This window comes from Stenotrophomonas sp. 80084_Sma (genome assembly GCF_056481995.1).
The window spans coordinates 3,893,029-3,912,974 of record NZ_CM151177.1 but is presented as its reverse complement, the minus strand read 5'-3'; the positions used below and the strand labels follow the sequence as shown (position 1 = coordinate 3,912,974).

Genomic DNA, 19,946 nt, shown 5'->3' with positions numbered 1-19,946 from the left:
TGCGTAACCGCCGAGAGGTAGTGCCGGCCGCTGGCCGGCATGTACCTCAATGGTTGAACGCATCCGGCAGCTTGCCGCCGCACTTGCGGCAGTGCAGTGCATCCGGTTCATGGCCTTCCAGCCCACAGTCCGGGCAGCCACGTGCATCGCGGCGCGCGGCCTGCTCGGCTTCACGCATGGTGCTGGCCAGCTCGGCGGTATAGATGCCGGTGGGCACGGCGATGATGCTGTAGCCGATCAGGATCAGCACCGAGGTGACGAAGCGGCCGAGCACGGTCTGCGGCACGATGTCGCCGAAACCGACCGTGGCCATGGTCACCACCGCCCAGTACATGCTGGCCGGGATGTTGGTGAAGCCGTGTTCGGGGCCCTCGATCACGTACATCAGCGCACCGGCGATGATGGTGATGGTGATCACCGTGAACAGGAACACCAGCACTTTGCGCCGGCTGCGCCACAGTGACGTCATCAATACGCCGCTTTCCTCGATGTAGCGGGTCAGCTTGAGGATGCGGAACACGCGCAGGATGCGCAGCGCGCGCACCACCAGCAGGCTCTGCGCGCCGGGGATGAACATCGACAGGTAGGCGGGCAGGATCGACAGCAGGTCGATGATGCCCCAGATGCTCACCGCGTAGCGCAGCGGGCGCTTGACCACCGCCAGCCGCAGCAGGTACTCGGCGGTGAAGATGATCGTGAAGCCCCATTCCAGGATGTACAGGCCGGTGGACCATTCGGCATGCAGGTGCTGCACGCTGTCGATCATCACTACCAGGATGCTGGCGATGATCGCCACCACCAGGATCAGGTCGAAATTGCGCGAAGGCCGGGTGTCGTGGCGGTAGATGATGTCGAACCACCGACGGCGCCAGCCGGTCTCGGTGGCGGGGTTCAGCTGGGGGCGGAAAACGGTCGCATGGGCGCATTGTGCCGCAGGGGTTCCGGCGCGAGAATGGGGATTCCTGAACCCTGCCGACTGCCATGACCGCCGCTACCGATCCGCTGATCTCCCTTTCGCACTATTACCTGCCGGTCTACAAGCCCCGCCAGGTGGTACTGGAACGAGGCCAGGGCGCCCGCGTGTGGGACAGCCAGGGCCGTGAGTTCATCGACCTGGCCGCCGGCATCGCCGTGTGTGGCCTGGGCCACAACGACCCGGACCTGGTCGCCGCGCTGGTCGAGCAGGCCGGCAAGCTCTGGCACACCAGCAACGTGTTCTACAGCGCGCCGCCGTTGCACCTGGCCGAGGAGCTGGTGAAGGCCAGCCGCTTCGCCGAGCGCGTGTTCCTGTGCAACTCCGGCGCCGAAGCCAACGAAGTGGCGATCAAGATGGTCCGCAAGTGGGCCTCCAGCCAGGGCCGCCCGGCCGACAAGCGCGTCATCATCACCTTCCGCGGCAGCTTCCACGGCCGCACCATGGGCGCGGTGACCGCCACCGCCCAGCCGAAGTACCAGGAAGGCTACGAGCCGCTGCCCGGTGGCTTCCGCTACATCGATTTCAACGATGAGGTGCAGCTGGAAACCGCGATGGCCGCCGGCGACGTGGCCGCAGTGATGCTGGAGCCGATCCAGGGCGAGGGCGGCGTGATGCCGGCCAAGTCCGGTTTCCTCAAGCGCGTGCGCGAACTGTGCGACCAGCACAACGCACTGCTGGTGCTGGATGAAATCCAGGCCGGCATGGGCCGCACCGGCACGCTGTTCGCGCACTGGCAGGACGATGTGGTACCGGACATGGTCACCCTGGCCAAGGCGCTCGGCGGCGGCTTCCCGATCGGCGCGATGCTGGCCGGCCCGAAGGTGGCTGAGACCATGCAGTTCGGCGCGCACGGCACCACCTTCGGTGGCAACCCGCTGGCTGCTGCGGTGGCCCGCGTGGCGCTGCGCAAGTTGGCCTCGGCGGAGATCGCCGCCAACGTCAGCCGCCAGTCGAAGGCGCTGCGCGATGGCTTCGCCCGCATCAACGACGAGTTCGGTGTGTTCAGCGACGTGCGTGGCCGTGGCCTGATGCTGGGCGCGGTGCTGAGCAAGGACTTCGCCGGCCAGGCCGGTGCGATCCTCGACCACGCCGCCGAGCAGGGCCTGCTGACCCTGCAGGCCGGCCCGGATGTGCTGCGCTTCGTGCCGTCGCTGAACATCACCGACGAAGAAGTGGCCGAAGGCCTCAAGCGCCTGCGCGCAGCGATTGCTGCGTTCATCGCCGCGCGCTGACGCCGCGGCGCTGGGGTCGGATCCCTCTCCTGCGGAGAGGGCTCTGACCCCGATCAGCTCACCGCGTAACGCTTCAACACCTTGCCCAATCCCCGGCCATCGCGCACGGTTTCCGCGTGCAGGCCGGCGGCGCGTGCGCCGCGCACGTTGGCGAACAGGTCATCGACGAACAGCGTGCGCGCAGGTGCCACGCCGAGTACCTCAAGCGTGCGCAGGAAGACTTCCGGCGCCGGTTTGCGCAGGCCGAAATCGGCGCTGCAGAACACGCGGTCCTGCAGGGCAGGGAACAGTTCCGGCAGCAGGGTGGGCAAGGCCTGTTGCATCAGCGCGCCGTTGTTGGTCAGCACTGCCATCGGCAACTGCAGTGTTTGCAGTCGCTGCAACACGGCAGCCTGCGGATGGCTGGCGGCCCGCCGCGCCGCGGTCCAAGCAGTCACATCGACCGTCGTGCCTAGAAGCTCTCCCAGCTGCGCCAGATAGGCCCGGCCATCGAGCGTGCCATCGTCATGTGCCGCTTCCAGCCCGCTGTCGTACAGCGCGGCCTGCACGGTTTCCGGCGCGACATCCAGCGCCCGCGCCAGGTGCAGCACGCGCTGCGCGCGCTGGTACTGCACCAGCACGCCATCCACATCCAGCAGCAACAGGCCGATCCGCATTGGCCGAGCATGCCATTGCAGTGAACACGCGGGAAACCCTGGAGCAGCCATGCGACAGACGGTCGCAGACGCGGCCGCAGGGGCCTGCCTAGAATGGCGCTTGAATCCGCAGGAGATGCAACGATGAAGGCTTGGATGGTGGCAGTGGGACTGGGCGCGCTGATGCTGGCGCCGTCAGCGATGGCGCGGGTGTGTGCGGTGAGCATCGACAGCACCGACCAGATGAGCTTCAGCAGCCGCGAGATCAAGGTGGCCGCTGATTGCACCGCCGTGGATCTGACCCTGCGCCACACCGGCAAGCTGGCCGCTACCGCGATGGGCCACAACTGGGTGCTGACCCGCAGCGCGGATTACCAGCCGGTGGCGATGGCTGGCATGCGTATGACCCTGGCCGACAGCTACCTGCCGAAGGCCGACAAGCGCGTGCTGGCGCACACCAAGGTGATCGGCGGTGGTGAAACCGCGCGCGTGCGCTTTTCTACCCAGGGCCTGCAGAAGGGCGGTGACTACACCTTCTTCTGCTCGTTCCCCGGCCACTTCGCGATGATGAAGGGCAAGTTCGTCTTCGGTTGAGCAGCCACGCATGGCGTGGCTCTACCAGTAGATCCACGCCATGCGTGGATGAAAAAAGGGACGGAGGGGATTAAGTCGTTTGTGCACAAACGACTTAATCCCCTCCGTCCCCTTTTTCGTGCAGAGCGGGCTCAGCCCTTGGCGGCCTTGAACGCCACGCGTGCGGCGGCGAGGGTGGCCTCGATCACCGCATCCTCGTGCGCGCTGGACAGGAAGCCGGCCTCGTACGCCGACGGTGCCAGGAACACGCCCTGGTCCAGCATCGCGTGGAAGAAGCGGTTGAACGCCGGGATGTCACAGGCGGTGGCCTGCGCATAGGTCTCCACCTTCTCGCTGGTGAAGAACAGGCCGAACATGGCGCCCACGTGGGTGGTGGTCACCGCCACGCCGGCGTCGGCGGCGGCCGCTTCCAGGCCGGCACACAGGCGCGCGGTGCGCTCGGCCAGGTCGGCGTGGAAGCCCGGCCGCTGGATCAGTTCCAGCATCGCCAGGCCGGCGGCCATCGCCACCGGATTGCCGCTCAGCGTGCCGGCCTGGTAGATCGGGCCGGCCGGGGCGATCTGCTGCATCAGCTCGCGGCGGCCGCCGTAAGCACCCACCGGCATGCCGCCGCCGATGATCTTGCCGAAGGTGGTCAGGTCCGGGGTGATGCCGTAGTGCGCCTGTGCACCGCCAAGGGCAACGCGGAAACCGGTCATCACTTCGTCGAAGATCAGCAGCGCGCCATGCTTCGTGCACAGGTCGCGCAGGTGCTGCAGGTAACCCTCGCGTGGCGGAATGCAGTTGGCGTTGCCAACCACCGGTTCGATGATCAGGCCGGCGATGTCGTCACCCTGCTGTTCGAACAGGGCAGTAGCCGCTTCGAAGTCGTTGTAGGGCAGGGTCAGGGTTAGTTCGCTCAGGCCGGCCGGCACGCCCGGCGAGGTCGGCACGCCCAGGGTCAGCATGCCGCTGCCGGCCTTGACCAGGAACGAGTCGCCGTGGCCGTGGTAGCAGCCTTCGAACTTGACGATGCGGTTGCGGCCGGTGGCACCGCGCGCCAGGCGGATGGCCGACAACGTAGCCTCGGTGCCGGAGTTGACCATGCGCACCATCTCGCACGACGGCACCAGTCGGGTGATGGTCTCGGCCATGGTCACTTCGGCCGCGCAGGGCGCGCCGAAGGACAGGCCATTGTCGATCGCCTTCTTCACCGCCTGGCGCACCGCCGTGTGGTTGTGGCCGACGATCATCGGGCCCCAGGAACCGACGTAATCGATGTAGCGGTTTCCATCGACGTCGTACAGGTAGGCGCCATCGGCGCGCTCGACGAAGAACGGTTCGCCGCCGACCGATTTGAACGCGCGCACCGGCGAATTGACGCCGCCCGGCAGCAGCTGCTGGGCGCGGGAGAACAGGGCGTGGGACTGGTCGTGGTTCATGCGGATTTCCTGGGCATTACGCGAACTGGGCGAGGTAGGCGCGCTGGATCGCAACCGGGTCTTCGGCGGCGAACACGCTGCTGACCACGGCGACCAGATCGGCGCCGGCGTCGATGATGGGACCGACATTGTCCGGCGTCAGGCCGCCGATCGCCACCCGCGGCACGCCCAGTGCGGCGCTTTGCCGCAGCAGGTCGGTGTGGGCGCGGCTGCTGGTGATCTTGGTGGTGGTCGGGAAGAACGCGCCGAAGGCCACGTAGCTGGCGCCGGCGGCCACGGCCTGCTCGGCGTTGGCCAGCTGGTCGTAGCAGGACGCGCCGATGATGGCGTCCGCGCCGAGCAGGGCACGCGCGCTGGGGATATCGCCATCGGTGCCGCCCAGATGCACGCCGGCGGCGCCGACCGCCTTCGCCAGCGCCGGGTCGTCGTTGACGATCAGCGGCACGCCGTGTTCCGCGCACAGCGCCTGCAGGGCGGTGGCCTGCTCCCGCCGCAGCGCGTCGCTGGCGGTCTTGTTGCGGTACTGCAGCCAGGTGGCGCCGGCGGCCAGCAGCGGCGCGGTGCGGGCCAGCAGGCGTGCGGTATCGGGCTCGTCCGGGGTGATCAGGTAGACGCCGCGGGGCGCCGGGGAAGCAGAGGTCATCGATGGCTACCGGTGAGTGAGCCGCGATGGGACAATGGCGGCCCGTGAATCCAGCCTTGATTATCCGATGAGCGATGCCACCCCCACCACCTTGCGTACCTGGATGTGCGTGGTCTGCGGCTTTCTTTACAGCGAAGCGGAAGGCTTGCCGGAAGAAGGCATCGCGCCGGGGACGCGCTGGGAAGACATTCCCGAGACCTGGACCTGCCCGGATTGCGGCGTGACCAAGGCCGATTTCGAGATGGTCGAGGTCGATTGATGGCGGGGCCTGCAGGCCCTTCTGTGGGTGCGGACCGTTGGTCCGCACACCGGACACCCTCAATGCAGCCGCGGTACCGGCCCGCCGAGGTCGATCAGCTTCTCGCGCAGCCACTGCGCATCGCTGGCTTCCGGGTTGCGCTTCAGATACTGCCCCAGGTCGTGGCGGGCACCGGCCAGATACTCCAGCTGCAGGTAGGCCAGGCCGCGATCACGCAACGCGTCGTCCTGCTCCGGGGCCAGCTTCAGCAGGCGGTCGGCACTGCGTGCGGCGCGGTCCCATTCGCCGGCTTCGGCATACACGCCGTGCAGGTTACGCAGCATGCGCATCAGGATCGCGCGCGCCGGCGCCGGATCGAGGATCTGCGCCAGCACCTGGTCGTCGGGCATCTGCCCGCCCAGGTGTGACTTGGCCCGCTCGCGCAGTTCGTCCACGTCCAGCGGGCGGCCGCCATTGAACGGGTCCATCACCAGCACGCCGTCGTCCACCGGCAGGCGCACCAGGAAGTGGCCGGGGAAGGACACGCCGTCGAGCGGGATTCCCAGCCGGCGCGCGACTTCCATCTGCACCAGCGCCAGCGAGATTGGGTTGCCCAGGCGGCGCTCGAATACCTGGTTGAGGTAGCTGTTGCGCGGGTCGTAGTACTCGTCGTGGTCGCCGCTGTAGCCCAGCTCGTCGAACAGGTGGCGGTTGATCGCCGCCATCTTCAGCGGGCTGTTGTCGATGCTGTCCACTTCCGAACGGAGGTGGTCGACATGGCTCTGGATCAGCGCGTCGTAGGTGGACGGCTGCAGATCGGGGTATTCATCGCGCGCGATCAGCAGCGCGGTCGGCAACAGTGGCAGCGCCTCGTCTTCGAGGTCGGCCAGTGCATCCCAGTCGGGGAGTGAGATCCGGTCCTGCATGACCACAGACTGGCGTCATTCGCAGGCGGTTTCAAGCGGTGCCGCGTGAAAAGAACATCGCCTTGGAAATGTCGTGTCGACCAAGGTCGACACCTACCAACAGCCGCCGGCCAACTGTCAGAGGTGGGGCGGTGTGGGCTTGCAGGACCGCAGGCGCCATGGATGGCGCCTACGAGCCCCCAGGGACGGGTTTACGGCGTGTCCTGCAAGTCCACACCGCCCCGCCATCCCTCGGTAACCCAGCTTTTGCCTTTGATGTTGATTCGGCGGGTGCCGGGCGCAGCCCGGCAGAACCCTGTTACTCGATGCCCGGGCCGAAGGTCAGCTCGGTGCCGTCCTTCAGCTTGAGCTTCTCGGCCTGGCCGGCGTTGAGCTCCAGTACATAGCGCGCCGGGCCACCGCTGGGGTAGGGCGGGCACATGTCGCCGGCCGAGCACGGCGGCACGTCGCGCTGCTGGCTGACCAGCTTGCGCTGGCTGTCGAAGTACAGGATGTCCAGCGCAAGCTTGGTGTTCTTCATCCAGTACGCCTGCATTTCTTCGCGGTCGTGGATGAACAACATGCCGTGGTCAGCGGCCATCTGGTCGCGGAACATCAGCCCGCGCGCGCGGGTTTCATCGTTGGTGGCCAGCTCCACCTGGTAGCGCGCACCATCCAGCTCGACCCAGTGGCGGGCCGCATCGGTGGCACAGCCGGCCAGGGCCAGCAGCGGAAGCATCAGCAGCGAACGCAACAGCGACATCGTCAGGATCCTTCGAAAGGGTCAGAGCACGACCGGCGGCTCACCACCGACGATCACCACATCGGCGCGACGGCGCGCGAACAGGCCGACGCAGACCACGCCGGGCAGCTGGTTGAGCTCGCGCTCCAGCTTTTCCGGATCGGTGATCTGCAGGTTGTGGATGTCCAGGATCTGGTTGCCGTTGTCGGTGACCACGCCTTCGCGCCAGGTCGGCTGGCCGCCGGTCATGTCGCGGATCTGGCGGGCGACCAGGCTGCGCGCCATCGGGATCACTTCCACCGGCAGCGGGAACCTGCCCAGCACCGGCACCTGCTTGCTCGGGTCGACGATGCAGATGAAGCGCTCGCTGGCCTCGGCGATGATCTTCTCGCGGGTCAGTGCGGCGCCGCCACCCTTGATCAGGCACTTGTTGGCATCGCACTCATCGGCGCCGTCCACGTACAGCGACAGGTTGCCGCTGTGGTTCAGCTCGATCACCTCGATGCCGTGCTGCTTCAGGCGCGCGGTGCTCTGTTCGGAGCTGGACACGGCACCCTTGATGCGGTGCTGGATGCGGGCCAGGGCATCGATGAAATAGGCCACGGTGGAACCGGTGCCGACACCGACGATCATGCCGTCTTCAACGTACTCGATGGCTTTCTCGGCGGCCAGGCGCTTGGCTTCGGACATGGGAGAACTCTCAGGCAGGGAATCAGGATTTCTTTTCCAGCGACAGCAGCAGCTTCCACTGCGCGGCGGTCACCGGGAACACCGACAGGCGGTTGCCCTTGGCAACCAGCGGGAAGCCCTCGCCGAGTTCTTCGGCGTGCAGCTTGATCTCGTCCAGCGCGATCACCTGCTTGAGCTTGCGGTCGAAGGCCACGTCCACCAGCATCCAGCGCGGGTTCTCGCGCGTGCTCTTGGGGTCGTGGTAGTCGGATTTCGGGTCGAACTGGGTGTCGTCCGGATAGGCCGGGCTGGCGACCGTGGCCAGGCCGACGATGCCGGGCACCTTGGTATTGGAGTGGTAGAACAGGATGCCGTCGCCCACCTGCATGCCATCGCGCATGAAATTGCGCGCCTGGTAGTTGCGCACCCCGTTCCAGGGTTCGACCTTGACCTTGGCCAGGTCATCGATGGAGAAGGCGTCCGGTTCGGACTTCATCAGCCAGTAGCGCTTGCGGGCGGTCATGCGTTCACGGGGGCAGCGGAGGGGAACAGGGTGCCGTCTTCGGTGCAGATCGCATCCACCGGCACGTCCCACGACGCCACCGGCAAGGACTCGACCTGCTGCACCGCGAATGCAGCGCCGACCAGCCAGGGCGGCGCCGGCCGGTCGTGGCGGAAGGCGAAGCTGCGATCATACCAGCCGCCCCCCATGCCCAGCCGCCGGCACTGTGTGTCGAAACCCACCAGCGGGGTCACTACCAGCGCCATCTGCGCCGGTTCCAGGGTGTCTTCCACCGCCACGTCCGGCTCAGGAATGCCATAGCGGTTGCTGGTCAGCGGCTGCCCGGGGCGCCACGGTGCGAAGCGCAGCACGTCACCCGCCAGTACCGGCAGGCAGTAGGTCAGTGTGTCGGGTAGCTGCAACTGCCAGCGGTGCAGGGCAATTTCGCCATCCAGCGCCCAGTAGCCGGCCACGGCGCCTTCGCGCGGGGCGAACGGCAGGGCCAGCAGGGCATCGGCAAGCGATTCGGCGGCGGCGATGCGCTCAGCGGCGGAAAGGTCGCGGCGGCGTTGCCGCAGGTCGTGGCGCAGGGCCTGGCGCGGGTCGGTCATGGCAGCGTGCGGCAAGGATCAGCCGTCATTGTGCCGGAAAGAACAAGGGCGACGCCCGAAGACGCCGCCCTTGCTGGAATATTGCATTCTCCGCAATGTCGATGCATGCGAAACGACCTTGAACCCGGGGGCTCAAGTGGGAACGCTGGAGAACCATCGGGCTTCCCGCTACAAGGCGGACCTGCACTCCCGGCGCTGTCGCGCTCCCGGTGTCGTTCTTAAGGGACAAGGCGAATGTTTGCACATGCCGTCGAGTACCGCAGAGAACGCGTGGCCATTATAGCCAGCACGCAGGATCTGGATAGGCCGTTCGTCGGCAACAGTCCGTGCCAATTCAGATATGAGAAAAGGGGACGGAGGGGATTAAGACGTTTCCGGCACGGAAGGGGCGAATGCGCCTTGATTCCCTCCGTCCCCTCTTCTACGGGGTGCCGTCGATCGCGCGGTCCAGGCGCCGGTTCAGGTCGGCCAGCGTCTGCTGCAGGGCGACTGCCTGGCGGGCGTTCTCGTCGCGCAGCAGTTGCAGTTCATGGGCCAGGTTCAACGCCGCCAGCACGGCGACGCGGTCGACCGCGGCCATGCGGTTGCTGCCGCGGATTTCGCGCATGCGCGCATCGAGCAGGCGGGCGGCGGCCATCAGGCTATCGCGTTCATCGCCGCCGACACCCACGGTGTATTCACGATCGAGGATGCGGACACTGACCGGTTCGGCGCTCATGTGTGCTGCTCCAGGGATTTGAGCCGGCTGATCATTGCTTCCACCCGCGAGCGTGCCTGCTCGTTCTTGGCCAGCAGCGTGGAACGCTCGGCCACCAGCTGTTCCTGCTGGTGGCGCAGGCTGCGGTTCTCCTCGGCCAGGCGCTGGTTGCGTTCAAGCAACGCTTCCACGCGGGCAGCGAAGTCCTGCAGCTGGGCAAGGGGATCGGGGGGTTCCATACGGGCACGATAGGCAAGCCGGGTAAGGGCGGTCAAGCGTTGTCGCAGCAAGGCCTGACGGTCGCAGAGAGGATGCCGTCGGGTTGCTACACTACGGGGTCTCACGGGCGCGCGCGTGCGCGCCCCGGGTTTCCTTTCCGAACGAGCCGCACGATGACCGAACTTCCCTCCGTCGACGACGTTACCCGCGCCAGCCAGGAATTGGGCCTGGGCGCCACCGCTGCCGAGCTGCACGGCGCACTGTGCGGCTGGCTGGCCGCCGGTGGTGCCCCCGGCAATGATTGGCCGGCGCGTGTGCTGGCCGACGACAACCTGCCGCCGGTGGCCGCCGACAGCGTGCTGGGGCAGCTGCTGCAGGTCACCATCAAGCAACTGGAAGACCGCGATTTCGCCTTCGAACTGCTGCTGACCGATGGCGACGACGTGTCCGCGCAGGCTGATGCCATGTTCAGCTGGACCCGTTCCTTCCTGGGCGGCTTCGGCCTGGGCAGCGGCGGCCGCCGCCCGACCCTGTCCGAAGAGGGCGAAGAAGCGCTGACCGACATGGCCAGCCTGGCGCGTGCCTCCAGCGAGGATTTCGAGGCCGGCGGCGATGACGATGACGAAGCCCTGTCCGAGATCGAGGAATTCATCCGCGTGGCGGTGTTGCTGCTGCACGGTGACGTGGTGCTGGCCTCGCGCCATCGGCAGCGCCTGAACTGATGGACATCAAGCAGCGCACCGGCATCGCGGCCGGCGAATACAAGCGTCGGCGCCGCCAGCTGATGGACATGGCCGGCGAGGATGCGATCCTGGTGCTTCCCGCCGCCGCCGAGAAGGTGCGCAGCCTCGATACCCATTACCCGTTCCGGCAGGATTCGGACTTCCAGTACCTGAGCGGCTTCCCGGAGCCGGAAGCGGTGCTGGTGTTGATCCCGGGCCGCCGCCACGGCGAGGCCATCCTGTTCTGCCGCGAGCGCGATGCCGAGCGCGAGGCCTGGGACGGCAGCCGCGCCGGCCAGGAAGGTGCGGTGGCGCAGTACGGCATGGACGATGCGTACCCGATCGACGATCTGGACGACATCCTGCCGGGCCTGCTGGAAGGGCGTTCGCGCGTCTATTACCACTTCGGTCGCGACGCCGATTTCGACCTGAAGCTGATCGGCTGGGTCAACCGCGTGCGTTCGCAGGTGCGCCACGGCGCGCAGCCGCCGCATGAGTTCCTGGAGCTGGGCCACCTGCTGCATGAGCAGCGCCTGTTCAAGTCCGGCGCCGAAGTGGCGCTGATGCACCACGCCGCGCAGATCAGTGTACGTGCACATCTGGCAGCGATGAAGGCGGCGAAGGCCGGCATCCACGAGTACGAACTGCAGGCGGAGCTGGAACGCGTGTTCCGCGCCAACGACGCGGTGCCGGCCTATTGCAGCATCGTCGGTGCAGGTCGCAACGGCTGCATCCTGCATTACCGCGACAACAACGCACGTTCGCGCGATGGTGAGCTGGTGCTGATCGACGCCGGTGCCGAATACCGCGGCTATGCCAGCGACATCACCCGCACGTTCCCGGTGAACGGCCGCTTCAGCGCCGAGCAGCGCGCGCTGCACGACCTGGTCGGTGACGCGCAGGCCGCGGCACTGGCCCAGGCCAAGCCGGGCGTGGCCTACGAGATGGGTCACCTGGCGGCGGTGCAGACCCTGACCGAAGGCCTGCTGCGGCTGGGCCTGCTGAAGGGCACGCTGGAAAAGAACCTGTCCGAGGGCCTGTACCAGCGTTTCTACCGGCACAAGACCGGGCACTGGATCGGCATGGACGTGCACGACGTGGGTGACTATCGCCTGGCCGGCGATTCGCGGCTGCTGGAGCCGGGCATGGCGTTCACCATCGAGCCGGGGCTGTATATCGGCGTGGACGATACGACGGTGGAACCGCGCTGGCGCGGTATCGGCATCCGTACCGAGGATGACGTGCTGATCACCGATGACGGGCATCGCGTGCTGACCGAAGGCCTGGCGCGCAGCGCCGACGAGATTGAAGCGGTGATGGCGGGGTAAGGGGTTTCGGCAGGGCTTGCAGCCCTGCACCTGCTGCAATCAACGGCAACGTCAAAAGCCGAAGCGGCATTCCGTGGGAGGGCGGGGCACTGTGGGTTTGCGGGGACGCCGCAAGTACGTCCCTGTAGGCTTGGTCGCCGCATCCATGCGGCTCACACCCCGCAAACCCACAGTGCCCCGCCTTTGACAGGTTCAGGCGGCTGTTGGTGTGTGCCGACCGTTGGTCGGCACATCTGTCAGATATCGAATGAATCCTCCACGCATGGCGTGGATCTACTGGCCACTGCGGCCGTTGGAACGCGCGGCTGTTGGTAGGTGTCGACCTTGGTCGACACAGAGCGAGCGCAGCGAGCGACCCGCTTCTGCTTTTCTTTTTTCTTTTCCGTGGTTGAACGCGGCAGGAAACTGTCAGAGGCGGGGCGGGGTGGGTTCACGGCGTCCCCCGCGAACCCACCCCGCCCCGCCAAGCGCGGCTTTTGACTTCTGCGACCAACCACAAGGGGCTCAGCCGTTCGCCGCCGCAAACTCCGGCCGCGTCAGGTTGTCCGCCTCGCCCTCAGTGCAAAGCACTTCGTCTTCGATGCGGATGCCGCCATACGGACGGAAGAAATCCACGCGCTCCCAGTTGATCGCATCGCCATGGCCGGCATCCTTCACTTCATTCAACAGCATGTCGATGAAGTACAGGCCCGGTTCGATGGTCACCACCATGCCCGGTTCCAGCACGCGGGTCAGACGCAGGTACGGGTGGCCCGCCGGGCGCTCGATGCGGCCACCCTCGTCGCTGGCCGCGAAACCGGCCACGTCGTGCACCTGCAGGCCGATCAGGTGACCGATGCCATGCGGGAAGAACGCGGCGCTGACGCCGGTTTCCACTGCGGTCTGCGGCGAGACCTTGATCACGCCGAAGTCCTTCAGCACGCCCATCAGCGAAAGATGTGCGTCCACGTGCAGCTGCTTGTAGTCGAAGCCCGGGCGCACCGCTGCGCACATCTGCTGCTGGGCGGCGTCGACGGCGGCGATCATCGCGGCGAACTCGTCGTGGCCCTGCGCGGCGTAGGTGCGGGTGATGTCGCTGGCGTAGCCGTGCGCGCTGGCACCAGCATCGATCAGGAAGCTGCGCAGCGGCTGCGGCGCCTTGCGGCCCAGCTCGGTGTAATGCAGCACGGCGGCATGTTCGTTCAACGCCACGATGTTGCCGTAGGGCAGCTCGTTGGCGTCCTGGCCGACGGCCTGGCAGTACGCCATGTGGATGCTGAACTCGTCGGCGCCGTTGCGGAACGCGGCTTCGGCGGCGCGGTGGCCGCGCACGCCCAGCACCTGCGCCTGGCGCATCAGCGCGATTTCATACGGCGTCTTGCTGCCGCGGTGCCATTCCAGGTAGTTCACCACCGGCGCCGGGTTGTTCGGCACGTAGTTGCCCAGCGTGCTCTGCGGCTCGCCGAGGATCGCGCAGCGCGACGGGTCGGCCGGCAGCAGGGCCAGCGCCTCTTCGGGCTTGCGGATGATGTGGATGTCGAAGTGCTCCACCCACCAGCCACTCGGTGCGTCCGGTACCACGTGCCAGTAATCGAACGGCTGGTGGAAGATCACCGCCGGACGCTTGCCGGGGGTGAACACGATCCAGCTGTTGGGCACGCGGGTCAGCGGCAGCCAGGCCTTGAACTGCGGATTCACCGCATACGGGTAGTCGCGGTCGTCGAACACCTGGTAGTGCAGGGTGCCGCTGGGCACCACCAGGTGATCGAAGCCGCCGCGGGCCAGCGCCTGTTCGGCGCGTCGGCACAGCACGGCCAGGTGGTCGGGATACAGGGCGCCGGGGTCTTGCTGGATCATTGCGGTGGCTCGACACGGAAAACGGCCCTAGATTCTGCCGCATACCGCGAAAAACCGCTGTGCCGGAACCGGCACTCAGACCGTCGAAACCGGTCCCTCGTCGCTGTCCTCGCCCACCCACTGGCGCAGCAGCTGCCGATGTTCGCGTGACAGGGTCAGGAAGCGGAAGCCGGTCCAGCTCTGGCCGGGAACGTGTGCGGGCTCGCTCCACAGCAGGTGCACGCCCACGTCGATGGCCTGCTGGCGGCCATCACCCAGCGGCAACGGGAAGCGCAGCTGGTACAGCGCATCCTCGCGCAGCGGCACGCTGGCCAGCATCAGCATGCCGGTTTCGGAGACATTGCCGAGGCGCCCGACCACGCACTCGCGCATCTGGTCGGTGACCGGCACCAGGTCCGAGACCTGGCGGCGCGGCGCGCGGCGGGTGTCCTGCGGCGGTACGGCTTTCATGCGGGGGTCTCCTGTGCGCGGCCTGTGGCCAGTGCGCGCAGCGCACCAAGGCTGGCTTCCCAGGCACGGTCGACCAGCCGACCCTTGTCTTCGGTGACCAGTTGCGCGCGCCCGGCACTGATCTGCCGTGCCAGCGTATCCAGGTCGGTATCGGTGATCTTCTGCCCGCGTGGATTGACGAACAGGGCGTGGCCGGTCAGCAGGCTGTACCAGGACAGGCGCTGGCGGCGCAGCGTGCCATCACCGGTATCGATGTCGAACCAGCTGCCGAACGGCAGCGTGGACAGTTGCTGGTAGGCGGCTTCTTCGGCACTGCTGCGGGGCGTTGCAGGCGCTGTGCCGGTGGGCGCGCCGGCGTGTTCGCCCAGGCGCGCACGTGCCTTCAGGCGGGCACTGAGTTCGGTACGCGAGGTGCTTTCATCCTCGCCGCCGGGCGTGGCCAGCCTGCGCGCGACGGCGGCGGCTTCCTCGGCGTGGTAGCCGACCTGCAGCAGTGCGGCCTCCACGTCCGCTGCCAACGCGGTATCGGTGCCGCCGGGGGCGTCGATGGCCTGTGCGGTGATGGCAGCGATGCGCTCGGTCTGTTGCAGGCGTTCCTGCCACTGTGGCGAATCATCGCCATGGCGCAGGCGGGTGAGGGTCAGTGCATCGGCCCAGGCCTGGCGCAACAGGGTCTGTACGAAGCGCGGTGGCGACTGCGTGTCGCAGCACTGGTCGATCTGTGCGGTGGCCTGGCGACGGGCCAGTTCCAATCGTTCCTTGCCGCGCGCGGCTTCCACGTGGCGGCGCTCGGCCAGTTCGGCACGATGGGCCGCCGCGCGCTGGTGCTGCTGCACGTCTTCGTTGGCAGCGGCGAAGGCTTCCGGCGCGCGTGCATCCTGGCCGAGCAGGCCCTGCACGCTCTGCGCCATGCGCTGCAGCAGCTGCGGATCGACATCGTCGTCGCCCAGCCAGTTGGCACCGACTTCGGCGATCTGGTTGAGCAGCTCACGCGCGGGATGTTCGTCGCGTACGAAGAAGCCCGGGTCGGCCATGGCCGCGCGTGCCAGGGGCACCTGCAGGCGGGCCAGCAGGGCGGCCGGCACCGGATCGGGACGTTGCTGATGTTGCACCTGCTGCATCAGCATGCGCAGCAGGTCCAGGTTGTCCCGGTCGTGACTGCCCAGCTGGGCCTGCGCACCATGCTCGCTGCGCAGCTGCGCGACCACGGCCGCTTGCAGGTCGGCCACGCCGGTTGCCGCGCTGGACTGAGCCTGCAGACGCGCGAGTACCGCGTCGACTGCCGCACTGGGCACTGCGCCGCTGTCCGCCGGGGCAGGGCTGGCGTGCCGGGCCTGCTGCAGCAGCTCATGCAAAGCACTGCCGGTGGATGTGGTCACGCCCGGCGTGGCGGGGCCGGCTGCACCACCCTCGTGGAAGGCGTCCTGTACCAGGCTGGACCAGGAGCCGGCCGGTGCCGAACCGTTCCAGCCGGTCAGTGGGGCCGCGCTGCGCTTGGCCGGCTGCGTGGTGCGGCCGCCACCCACCGACTGGGTGATGATCCGCCGCGTGCTCGACGAGCGTGCCAGGTAGGGGGTGTAGACCAGCCCCGGCAGTACGCCGGACTGGGCCAGCAGGGCATTGGCACGGTCAAGGATATCGCCCAGCCGTTCCAGCACCTGTCGTTCGAAACTGCGATACAGCGCCAGCTGTACCTCGACGCTCAGCGCGTCCTGTTCGGCAATCCGGCGCACCATCGCGCACAGTGCCTGCGGCGCCAGCGGCAGGGTGTCGGCCTCGAAGGCCGGCGCCGCCGCCAGTACCCCCAGGCGTTGGCCGAGCAGGTTCAGTGTGTTGGTTGAACGCAGGGTTTCGCGCCGCACCATCTCGGTCAGCAGCAGGTCGCGATCCACTTCGTGCTCATCAACCAGCGACAGCCCGAGCATGCCCGGCAGCGCTGGCGGCGTAGCACTGGTGCTGACACCGTTGGCCGGTTCGCGCAACCGTGCGAGGGCGTCGGCAACGGCATCGAGCATGCGGTCGGCGAAGTGGCCAGCGAAGGCGTGCAGCTGTCCACGCTGGGCCATCAGTTCGGCTTGCTGCTGCGGATTGCGTGCGCGATCGGCGTCGTGCAGCAGGGTCTGCTCCAGCGCTTCGACAGTCAGGATCAGGGGCGCGGCCAGCGTCTGCCGGCACAGGCCGATCAGCGCGCCCAGCAGCTCACGTACCCGCGGTGGCAGGTCGCTGGCGGCCAGGCGGTTCTTGTCGGCAGGAGTGATGGAAAAGACAGCTGACATCGGCAGGCGGTATCCGGATTCCCGCGGATCGATCTGGTGAATCTACCGTGTCGGCCGCTGTCGGCGCTACTTTAGGGCGAATGTGCATCCCGTTCGCCAGGCATGGCCCGACCGATGAACGGTAGTGCCGGCCGCTGGCCGGCAATCCGCGCCGATCGAGCTGCCGGCCAGCGGCCGGCACTACCCGCTACTGCAAGACGCTCACTCCTCCAGGAACAGGCTCACCACATCGTTGGTGAAGCGGCGGCCCAGTTCGGTCGGCTGCACATGGCCATCGGTCACGTCCAGCCAGCCGTGCTGCACGGCCTCGGCCAACGGTGCATCCAGCACGCTGCGCGACAGCCCGGTACGCGACTCGAAATCGCGCAGGCCGAAGCCTTCGTGCAGGCGCAGCAGATTCAGCATGTACTCGAAGGGCAGGCGCTCAGGAGCGATTACATCGTCACCCCCGAACGAGGCCGGGGTGCCCGCGCTGTCCAGATAAGCCTGCGGATGCTTCAGCTTCCAGCGTCGCAGCACGTGTTCCTCTGCACCGGAGCTGATCTTGCCGTGCGCGCCGGCACCGATGCCCAGGTAATCGCCGAAGCGCCAGTAGTTCAGGTTGTGCGCGCTCTGCCGACCGGGTCGCGCGTAGGCGCTCACCTCGTACTGGCCGAAGCCTGCCTGCGCCAGCAGGGCCTGGCAGTGTTCCTGCATGTCCCAGGCGTTGTCTTCATCGGGAATGCCCTGCGGCGGCCGCGCGAAGAACACCGTGTTCGGTTCCAGGGTCAGCTGGTAGTGCGAGATGTGTGCCGGCTGCAGCGCGAACGCACGTTCCAGATCGGCCTCGGCACCGGCCAGGGTCTGTTCCGGCAGCGCGTACATCAGGTCGATGTTGAAGTTGTCGTAGCCCGCGTCCTGCGCCATCTTCACCGCGCGCTCGGCTTCGCCACTGTCGTGGATGCGGCCCAGGCGCTTGAGCATGGCGTCGTCGAAACTCTGGATGCCGAAGCTGAGGCGGTTCACGCCGGCTGCGCGGTAGCGGTCGAAACGGCCATGCTCGGCCGTGCCCGGGTTGGTTTCCAGGGTGATTTCGGCGTTGGGCGCGAAGCGCAGGCGCGCGCTGGCCTGCTGCAGGAAGCGGTCGATCGCTTCCGGCGGGAACAGGCTGGGCGTGCCGCCACCGAAGAACACGCTGTGCACCACCCGGCCCCAGACCAGCGGCAGGTCCTGGTCCAGGTCGCGCAGCAGCGCATCGATGTAGGCATCGAACGGCAGTTCGCCCTTGGCCTGGTGCGAATTGAAATCGCAGTACGGGCACTTGCGCACGCACCACGGCAGGTGCACGTACAGCGACAGCGGTGGCGGTACCAGCCGCGGCGAGGTGTCGTGGTCAGCGGAGCAGGCTTCGCCGGGCAGGTGGTTGCAGTGGTCGTGGGCGTGCGGCATGGGCTTCATCGGTAGTGCCGGCCGCTGGCCAGCTTCCCTGGTTCGATCGGGTGGCGTCAGTACAGCGTCGCCAGCTGCTGCTTGAGCTGTTGCAGGGCAATGGCACGGTGGCTGATGGCGTTTTTCAGGGCCGGCTCCATCTCCGCGGCGGTCAGGCCGTGGGTGGTGTCAAGGAACACCGGGTTGTAGCCGAATCCATTCGTGCCGCGCAGTTCACGGATGATCTGGCCCTCCCAGCGACCTTCGCAGATCAGCGGCTGCGGATCGGTGGCGTGGCGCAGCAGCACGATCACCGCATAGAAGCGGGCGCCGCGCTGGCCATCGGGAACGTCGGCCATCGCCTCCAGCAGCTTGGCGTTGTTGGCCGCGGCATTGGTCGGGTGGCCGGCATAGCGCGCGCTGTACAGGCCCGGTGCACCGCCGAGGGCATCGACGATCAGGCCCGAATCATCGGCCAGCGCCGGCAGGCCGGTCGCTTCGCAGGCCGCGCGCGCCTTCAGCAGCGCGTTCTCGACGAAGGTCAGGCCGGTCTCTTCCACGTCGCCCAGGCCCAGCTCGGCGGCCGAGGTGATCTGCAGCGGCAGGTCGGCGAGGATCTCCTGCATCTCCACCAGCTTGCCGGCGTTGTGGCTGGCCAGTACCAGTTTCTTCATTGACGGGGCTCCAGCAGGTCCCAGGTGTTGCCATACAGATCGCGGAACACCGCGACCGTTGCATAGGGTTCTTCGCGCGGCGCTTCCAGGAATTCGACCCCGGCGGACAGCATCGCCGTGTGGTCGCGGTGGAAGTCGTCGGTGTTGAGGAAGAAGGCGACGCGGCCACCGGTCTGGTTGCCGATGCGGCTGCGCTGTTCCTCGTCGCTGGCGCGGGCCAGCAGCAGGGCGGCAGCGCTGCCGTCGGTCGGCCCCACCACCACCCAGCGCTTGTGGCCCTGGTCGATGTCCTCCAGCAGTGCGAAGCCGAGCTTGCCGGTGTACCAGGCAATGGCTTCGTCATAGTCGGCCACCACCAGGGTGGTCAGGGCGATGCGCCGGTTCATGCCGACAGCGCCGCCTGCTGTGCGTCCAGCAGCTCGCGCACGCCCTTCTCGGCCAGGCCCAGCAGCGCGTCCAGTTCATCGCGGCGGAAGGCATGGCCTTCGGCGGTGCCCTGCAGCTCGATGAAGCCACCGCCGTCGTTCATCACCACGTTCATGTCGGTGTCGCAGTCGCTGTCTTCGGCGTAGTCCAGGTCCAGCACCGGGGTGCCGCGGTAGACGCCCACCGACACCGCTGCCACTGCACCCAGGATCGGGTTGCGCTTGATGTCGCCGCGCTTCATCAGCACATTCACCGCATCGACCAGGGCCACGTAGGCGCCGGTGATGGCGGCGGTGCGGGTGCCGCCGTCGGCCTGCAGCACGTCGCAGTCGAGGGTGATGGTGCGTTCGCCCAGCGCGTTGCGGTCCACGCACGCGCGCAGGCTGCGGCCGATCAGGCGCTGGATCTCCAGCGTGCGGCCGCCCTGCTTGCCACGGGCCGCTTCACGGTCGCTGCGGGTGTGGGTGGCGCGCGGCAGCATGCCGTATTCGGCGGTCACCCAGCCTTCGCCCTTGCCGCGCAGGAAGCCCGGCACGCGGTTCTCGACGCTGGCGGTGCACAGCACACGGGTTTCACCGAAGCACACCAGCACCGAACCTTCGGCGTGGCGGGTGAAGCCGCGTTGGATGACGACCGGGCGGAGCTGGTCGGGCTGGCGGCCGCTGGGGCGGGAATCGGACATGGTGCGGGTTCCGTAATGGCGAGGGAGTACGCCGCCACGCCCGCGGCCTTCACGGGGCGGG

The 19,946-nt window shown here is 67.5% G+C and carries 22 protein-coding genes, 1 other RNA gene and 1 pseudogene; 5 read left to right on the top strand and 19 right to left on the bottom strand.

The window, feature by feature from the left end; translation table 11 throughout:
• Nucleotides 1–46: 46 nt before the first annotated feature.
• Nucleotides 47–918 (bottom strand): annotated as a pseudogene (locus ACZK3W_RS18055) (ion transporter).
• A 63-nt stretch (nt 919–981) separates the two neighbouring features.
• Between ACZK3W_RS18055 and ACZK3W_RS18050 the strand changes: the two are divergent.
• The gene (locus ACZK3W_RS18050) at nt 982–2,208 is read left to right on the top strand and encodes an acetylornithine transaminase (protein ID WP_006467246.1); all 1,227 of its coding nucleotides are present in this window, start codon (nt 982–984) and stop codon (nt 2,206–2,208) included.
• A 53-nt stretch (nt 2,209–2,261) separates the two neighbouring features.
• On the opposite strand, the gene ACZK3W_RS18045 is transcribed toward ACZK3W_RS18050, so the two are convergent.
• Nucleotides 2,262–2,864 (bottom strand): HAD-IA family hydrolase, encoded by a 603-nt coding sequence (locus ACZK3W_RS18045; RefSeq protein WP_478450143.1) that lies wholly within the window; start codon nt 2,862–2,864, stop codon nt 2,262–2,264.
• 123 nt (nt 2,865–2,987) lie between these two features.
• On the opposite strand from ACZK3W_RS18045, the gene azu reads away from it, so the two are divergent.
• The gene (gene azu, locus ACZK3W_RS18040) at nt 2,988–3,437 is read left to right on the top strand and encodes an azurin (protein ID WP_049460658.1); all 450 of its coding nucleotides are present in this window, start codon (nt 2,988–2,990) and stop codon (nt 3,435–3,437) included.
• A 131-nt stretch (nt 3,438–3,568) separates the two neighbouring features.
• Here azu and hemL read toward each other — a convergent pair whose 3' ends face one another.
• Together hemL and thiE are read right to left on the bottom strand one after the other, a co-directional pair.
• Complete coding sequence (gene hemL / locus ACZK3W_RS18035) at nt 3,569–4,858, bottom strand: glutamate-1-semialdehyde 2,1-aminomutase (protein ID WP_478445017.1); 1,290 nt, start codon at nt 4,856–4,858, stop codon at nt 3,569–3,571.
• A 16-nt stretch (nt 4,859–4,874) separates the two neighbouring features.
• A complete protein-coding gene (gene thiE, locus ACZK3W_RS18030) occupies nt 4,875–5,501 on the bottom strand; it encodes a thiamine phosphate synthase (RefSeq protein ID WP_182266644.1) in 627 nt (208 codons plus the stop codon).
• 34 nt (nt 5,502–5,535) lie between these two features.
• Here thiE and ACZK3W_RS18025 point away from each other — a divergent pair, with 34 nt between their 5' ends.
• On the top strand, nt 5,536–5,760 hold the full coding sequence (locus ACZK3W_RS18025) for a rubredoxin (RefSeq protein WP_080291769.1): 225 nt from the start codon (nt 5,536–5,538) through the stop codon (nt 5,758–5,760).
• A 59-nt stretch (nt 5,761–5,819) separates the two neighbouring features.
• Here ACZK3W_RS18025 and ACZK3W_RS18020 read toward each other — a convergent pair whose 3' ends face one another.
• The 8 genes from ACZK3W_RS18020 to ACZK3W_RS17985 form a co-directional block, all read right to left on the bottom strand.
• Nucleotides 5,820–6,665, bottom strand: coding sequence for a SirB1 family protein (locus ACZK3W_RS18020; RefSeq protein ID WP_010484022.1), 846 nt, complete (start codon nt 6,663–6,665; stop codon nt 5,820–5,822).
• A gap of 298 nt (nt 6,666–6,963) precedes the next feature.
• Nucleotides 6,964–7,407: a DUF192 domain-containing protein gene (locus ACZK3W_RS18015; protein WP_125894959.1), complete on the bottom strand. Its 444-nt coding sequence runs from the start codon at nt 7,405–7,407 to the stop codon at nt 6,964–6,966.
• 21 nt (nt 7,408–7,428) lie between these two features.
• Complete coding sequence (rpiA, locus tag ACZK3W_RS18010) at nt 7,429–8,076, bottom strand: ribose-5-phosphate isomerase RpiA (RefSeq protein WP_019338635.1); 648 nt, start codon at nt 8,074–8,076, stop codon at nt 7,429–7,431.
• 22 nt (nt 8,077–8,098) lie between these two features.
• Entirely contained in the window at nt 8,099–8,578 is a 480-nt protein-coding gene (locus ACZK3W_RS18005; RefSeq protein ID WP_032128370.1) for an EVE domain-containing protein, read from the bottom strand.
• Nucleotides 8,575–9,168: a 5-formyltetrahydrofolate cyclo-ligase gene (locus ACZK3W_RS18000; protein ID WP_107431543.1), complete on the bottom strand. Its 594-nt coding sequence runs from the start codon at nt 9,166–9,168 to the stop codon at nt 8,575–8,577. The genes ACZK3W_RS18005 and ACZK3W_RS18000 overlap by 4 nt, the downstream gene beginning before the upstream one ends.
• 83 nt (nt 9,169–9,251) lie before the next feature.
• A non-coding RNA gene (ssrS, locus tag ACZK3W_RS17995) (6S RNA) lies at nt 9,252–9,437 on the bottom strand.
• 152 nt (nt 9,438–9,589) lie between these two features.
• Nucleotides 9,590–9,886: a cell division protein ZapA gene (locus ACZK3W_RS17990; protein WP_005410899.1), complete on the bottom strand. Its 297-nt coding sequence runs from the start codon at nt 9,884–9,886 to the stop codon at nt 9,590–9,592.
• Entirely contained in the window at nt 9,883–10,104 is a 222-nt protein-coding gene (locus ACZK3W_RS17985) for a TIGR02449 family protein (protein ID WP_478450142.1), read from the bottom strand. Before ACZK3W_RS17985 ends, ACZK3W_RS17990 begins: the two co-directional genes overlap by 4 nt.
• A 153-nt stretch (nt 10,105–10,257) precedes the next feature.
• On the opposite strand from ACZK3W_RS17985, the gene ACZK3W_RS17980 reads away from it, so the two are divergent.
• Both ACZK3W_RS17980 and ACZK3W_RS17975 read left to right on the top strand, forming a co-directional pair.
• On the top strand, nt 10,258–10,806 hold the full coding sequence (locus tag ACZK3W_RS17980; RefSeq protein ID WP_032128368.1) for a YecA/YgfB family protein: 549 nt from the start codon (nt 10,258–10,260) through the stop codon (nt 10,804–10,806).
• Between the two features lie 5 nt (nt 10,807–10,811).
• Nucleotides 10,812–12,134: an aminopeptidase P N-terminal domain-containing protein gene (locus ACZK3W_RS17975; protein ID WP_100437673.1), complete on the top strand. Its 1,323-nt coding sequence runs from the start codon at nt 10,812–10,814 to the stop codon at nt 12,132–12,134.
• Between the two features lie 504 nt (nt 12,135–12,638).
• Here ACZK3W_RS17975 and pepQ read toward each other — a convergent pair.
• From pepQ to rph, 7 genes are all read right to left on the bottom strand, one after another.
• Entirely contained in the window at nt 12,639–13,970 is a 1,332-nt protein-coding gene (gene pepQ / locus ACZK3W_RS17970; protein ID WP_478450141.1) for a Xaa-Pro dipeptidase, read from the bottom strand.
• A 75-nt stretch (nt 13,971–14,045) separates the two neighbouring features.
• The gene (locus ACZK3W_RS17965; protein ID WP_180838787.1) at nt 14,046–14,420 is read right to left on the bottom strand and encodes a PilZ domain-containing protein; all 375 of its coding nucleotides are present in this window, start codon (nt 14,418–14,420) and stop codon (nt 14,046–14,048) included.
• Nucleotides 14,417–16,696 (bottom strand): DUF1631 family protein, encoded by a 2,280-nt coding sequence (locus ACZK3W_RS17960; RefSeq protein ID WP_253145464.1) that lies wholly within the window; start codon nt 16,694–16,696, stop codon nt 14,417–14,419. Before ACZK3W_RS17960 ends, ACZK3W_RS17965 begins: the two co-directional genes overlap by 4 nt.
• A 201-nt stretch (nt 16,697–16,897) precedes the next feature.
• Nucleotides 16,898–18,124, bottom strand: a complete 1,227-nt coding sequence (gene hemW / locus ACZK3W_RS17955; RefSeq protein WP_253145461.1) for a radical SAM family heme chaperone HemW — start codon at nt 18,122–18,124, stop codon at nt 16,898–16,900.
• Between the two features lie 56 nt (nt 18,125–18,180).
• Nucleotides 18,181–18,777: an RdgB/HAM1 family non-canonical purine NTP pyrophosphatase gene (gene rdgB / locus ACZK3W_RS17950; protein ID WP_014038346.1), complete on the bottom strand. Its 597-nt coding sequence runs from the start codon at nt 18,775–18,777 to the stop codon at nt 18,181–18,183.
• The gene (locus tag ACZK3W_RS17945) at nt 18,774–19,163 is read right to left on the bottom strand and encodes a VOC family protein (protein ID WP_478450140.1); all 390 of its coding nucleotides are present in this window, start codon (nt 19,161–19,163) and stop codon (nt 18,774–18,776) included. The genes rdgB and ACZK3W_RS17945 overlap by 4 nt, the downstream gene beginning before the upstream one ends.
• Complete coding sequence (gene rph, locus ACZK3W_RS17940; protein WP_012512000.1) at nt 19,160–19,885, bottom strand: ribonuclease PH; 726 nt, start codon at nt 19,883–19,885, stop codon at nt 19,160–19,162. Before rph ends, ACZK3W_RS17945 begins: the two co-directional genes overlap by 4 nt.
• Nucleotides 19,886–19,946 lie beyond the last annotated feature (61 nt).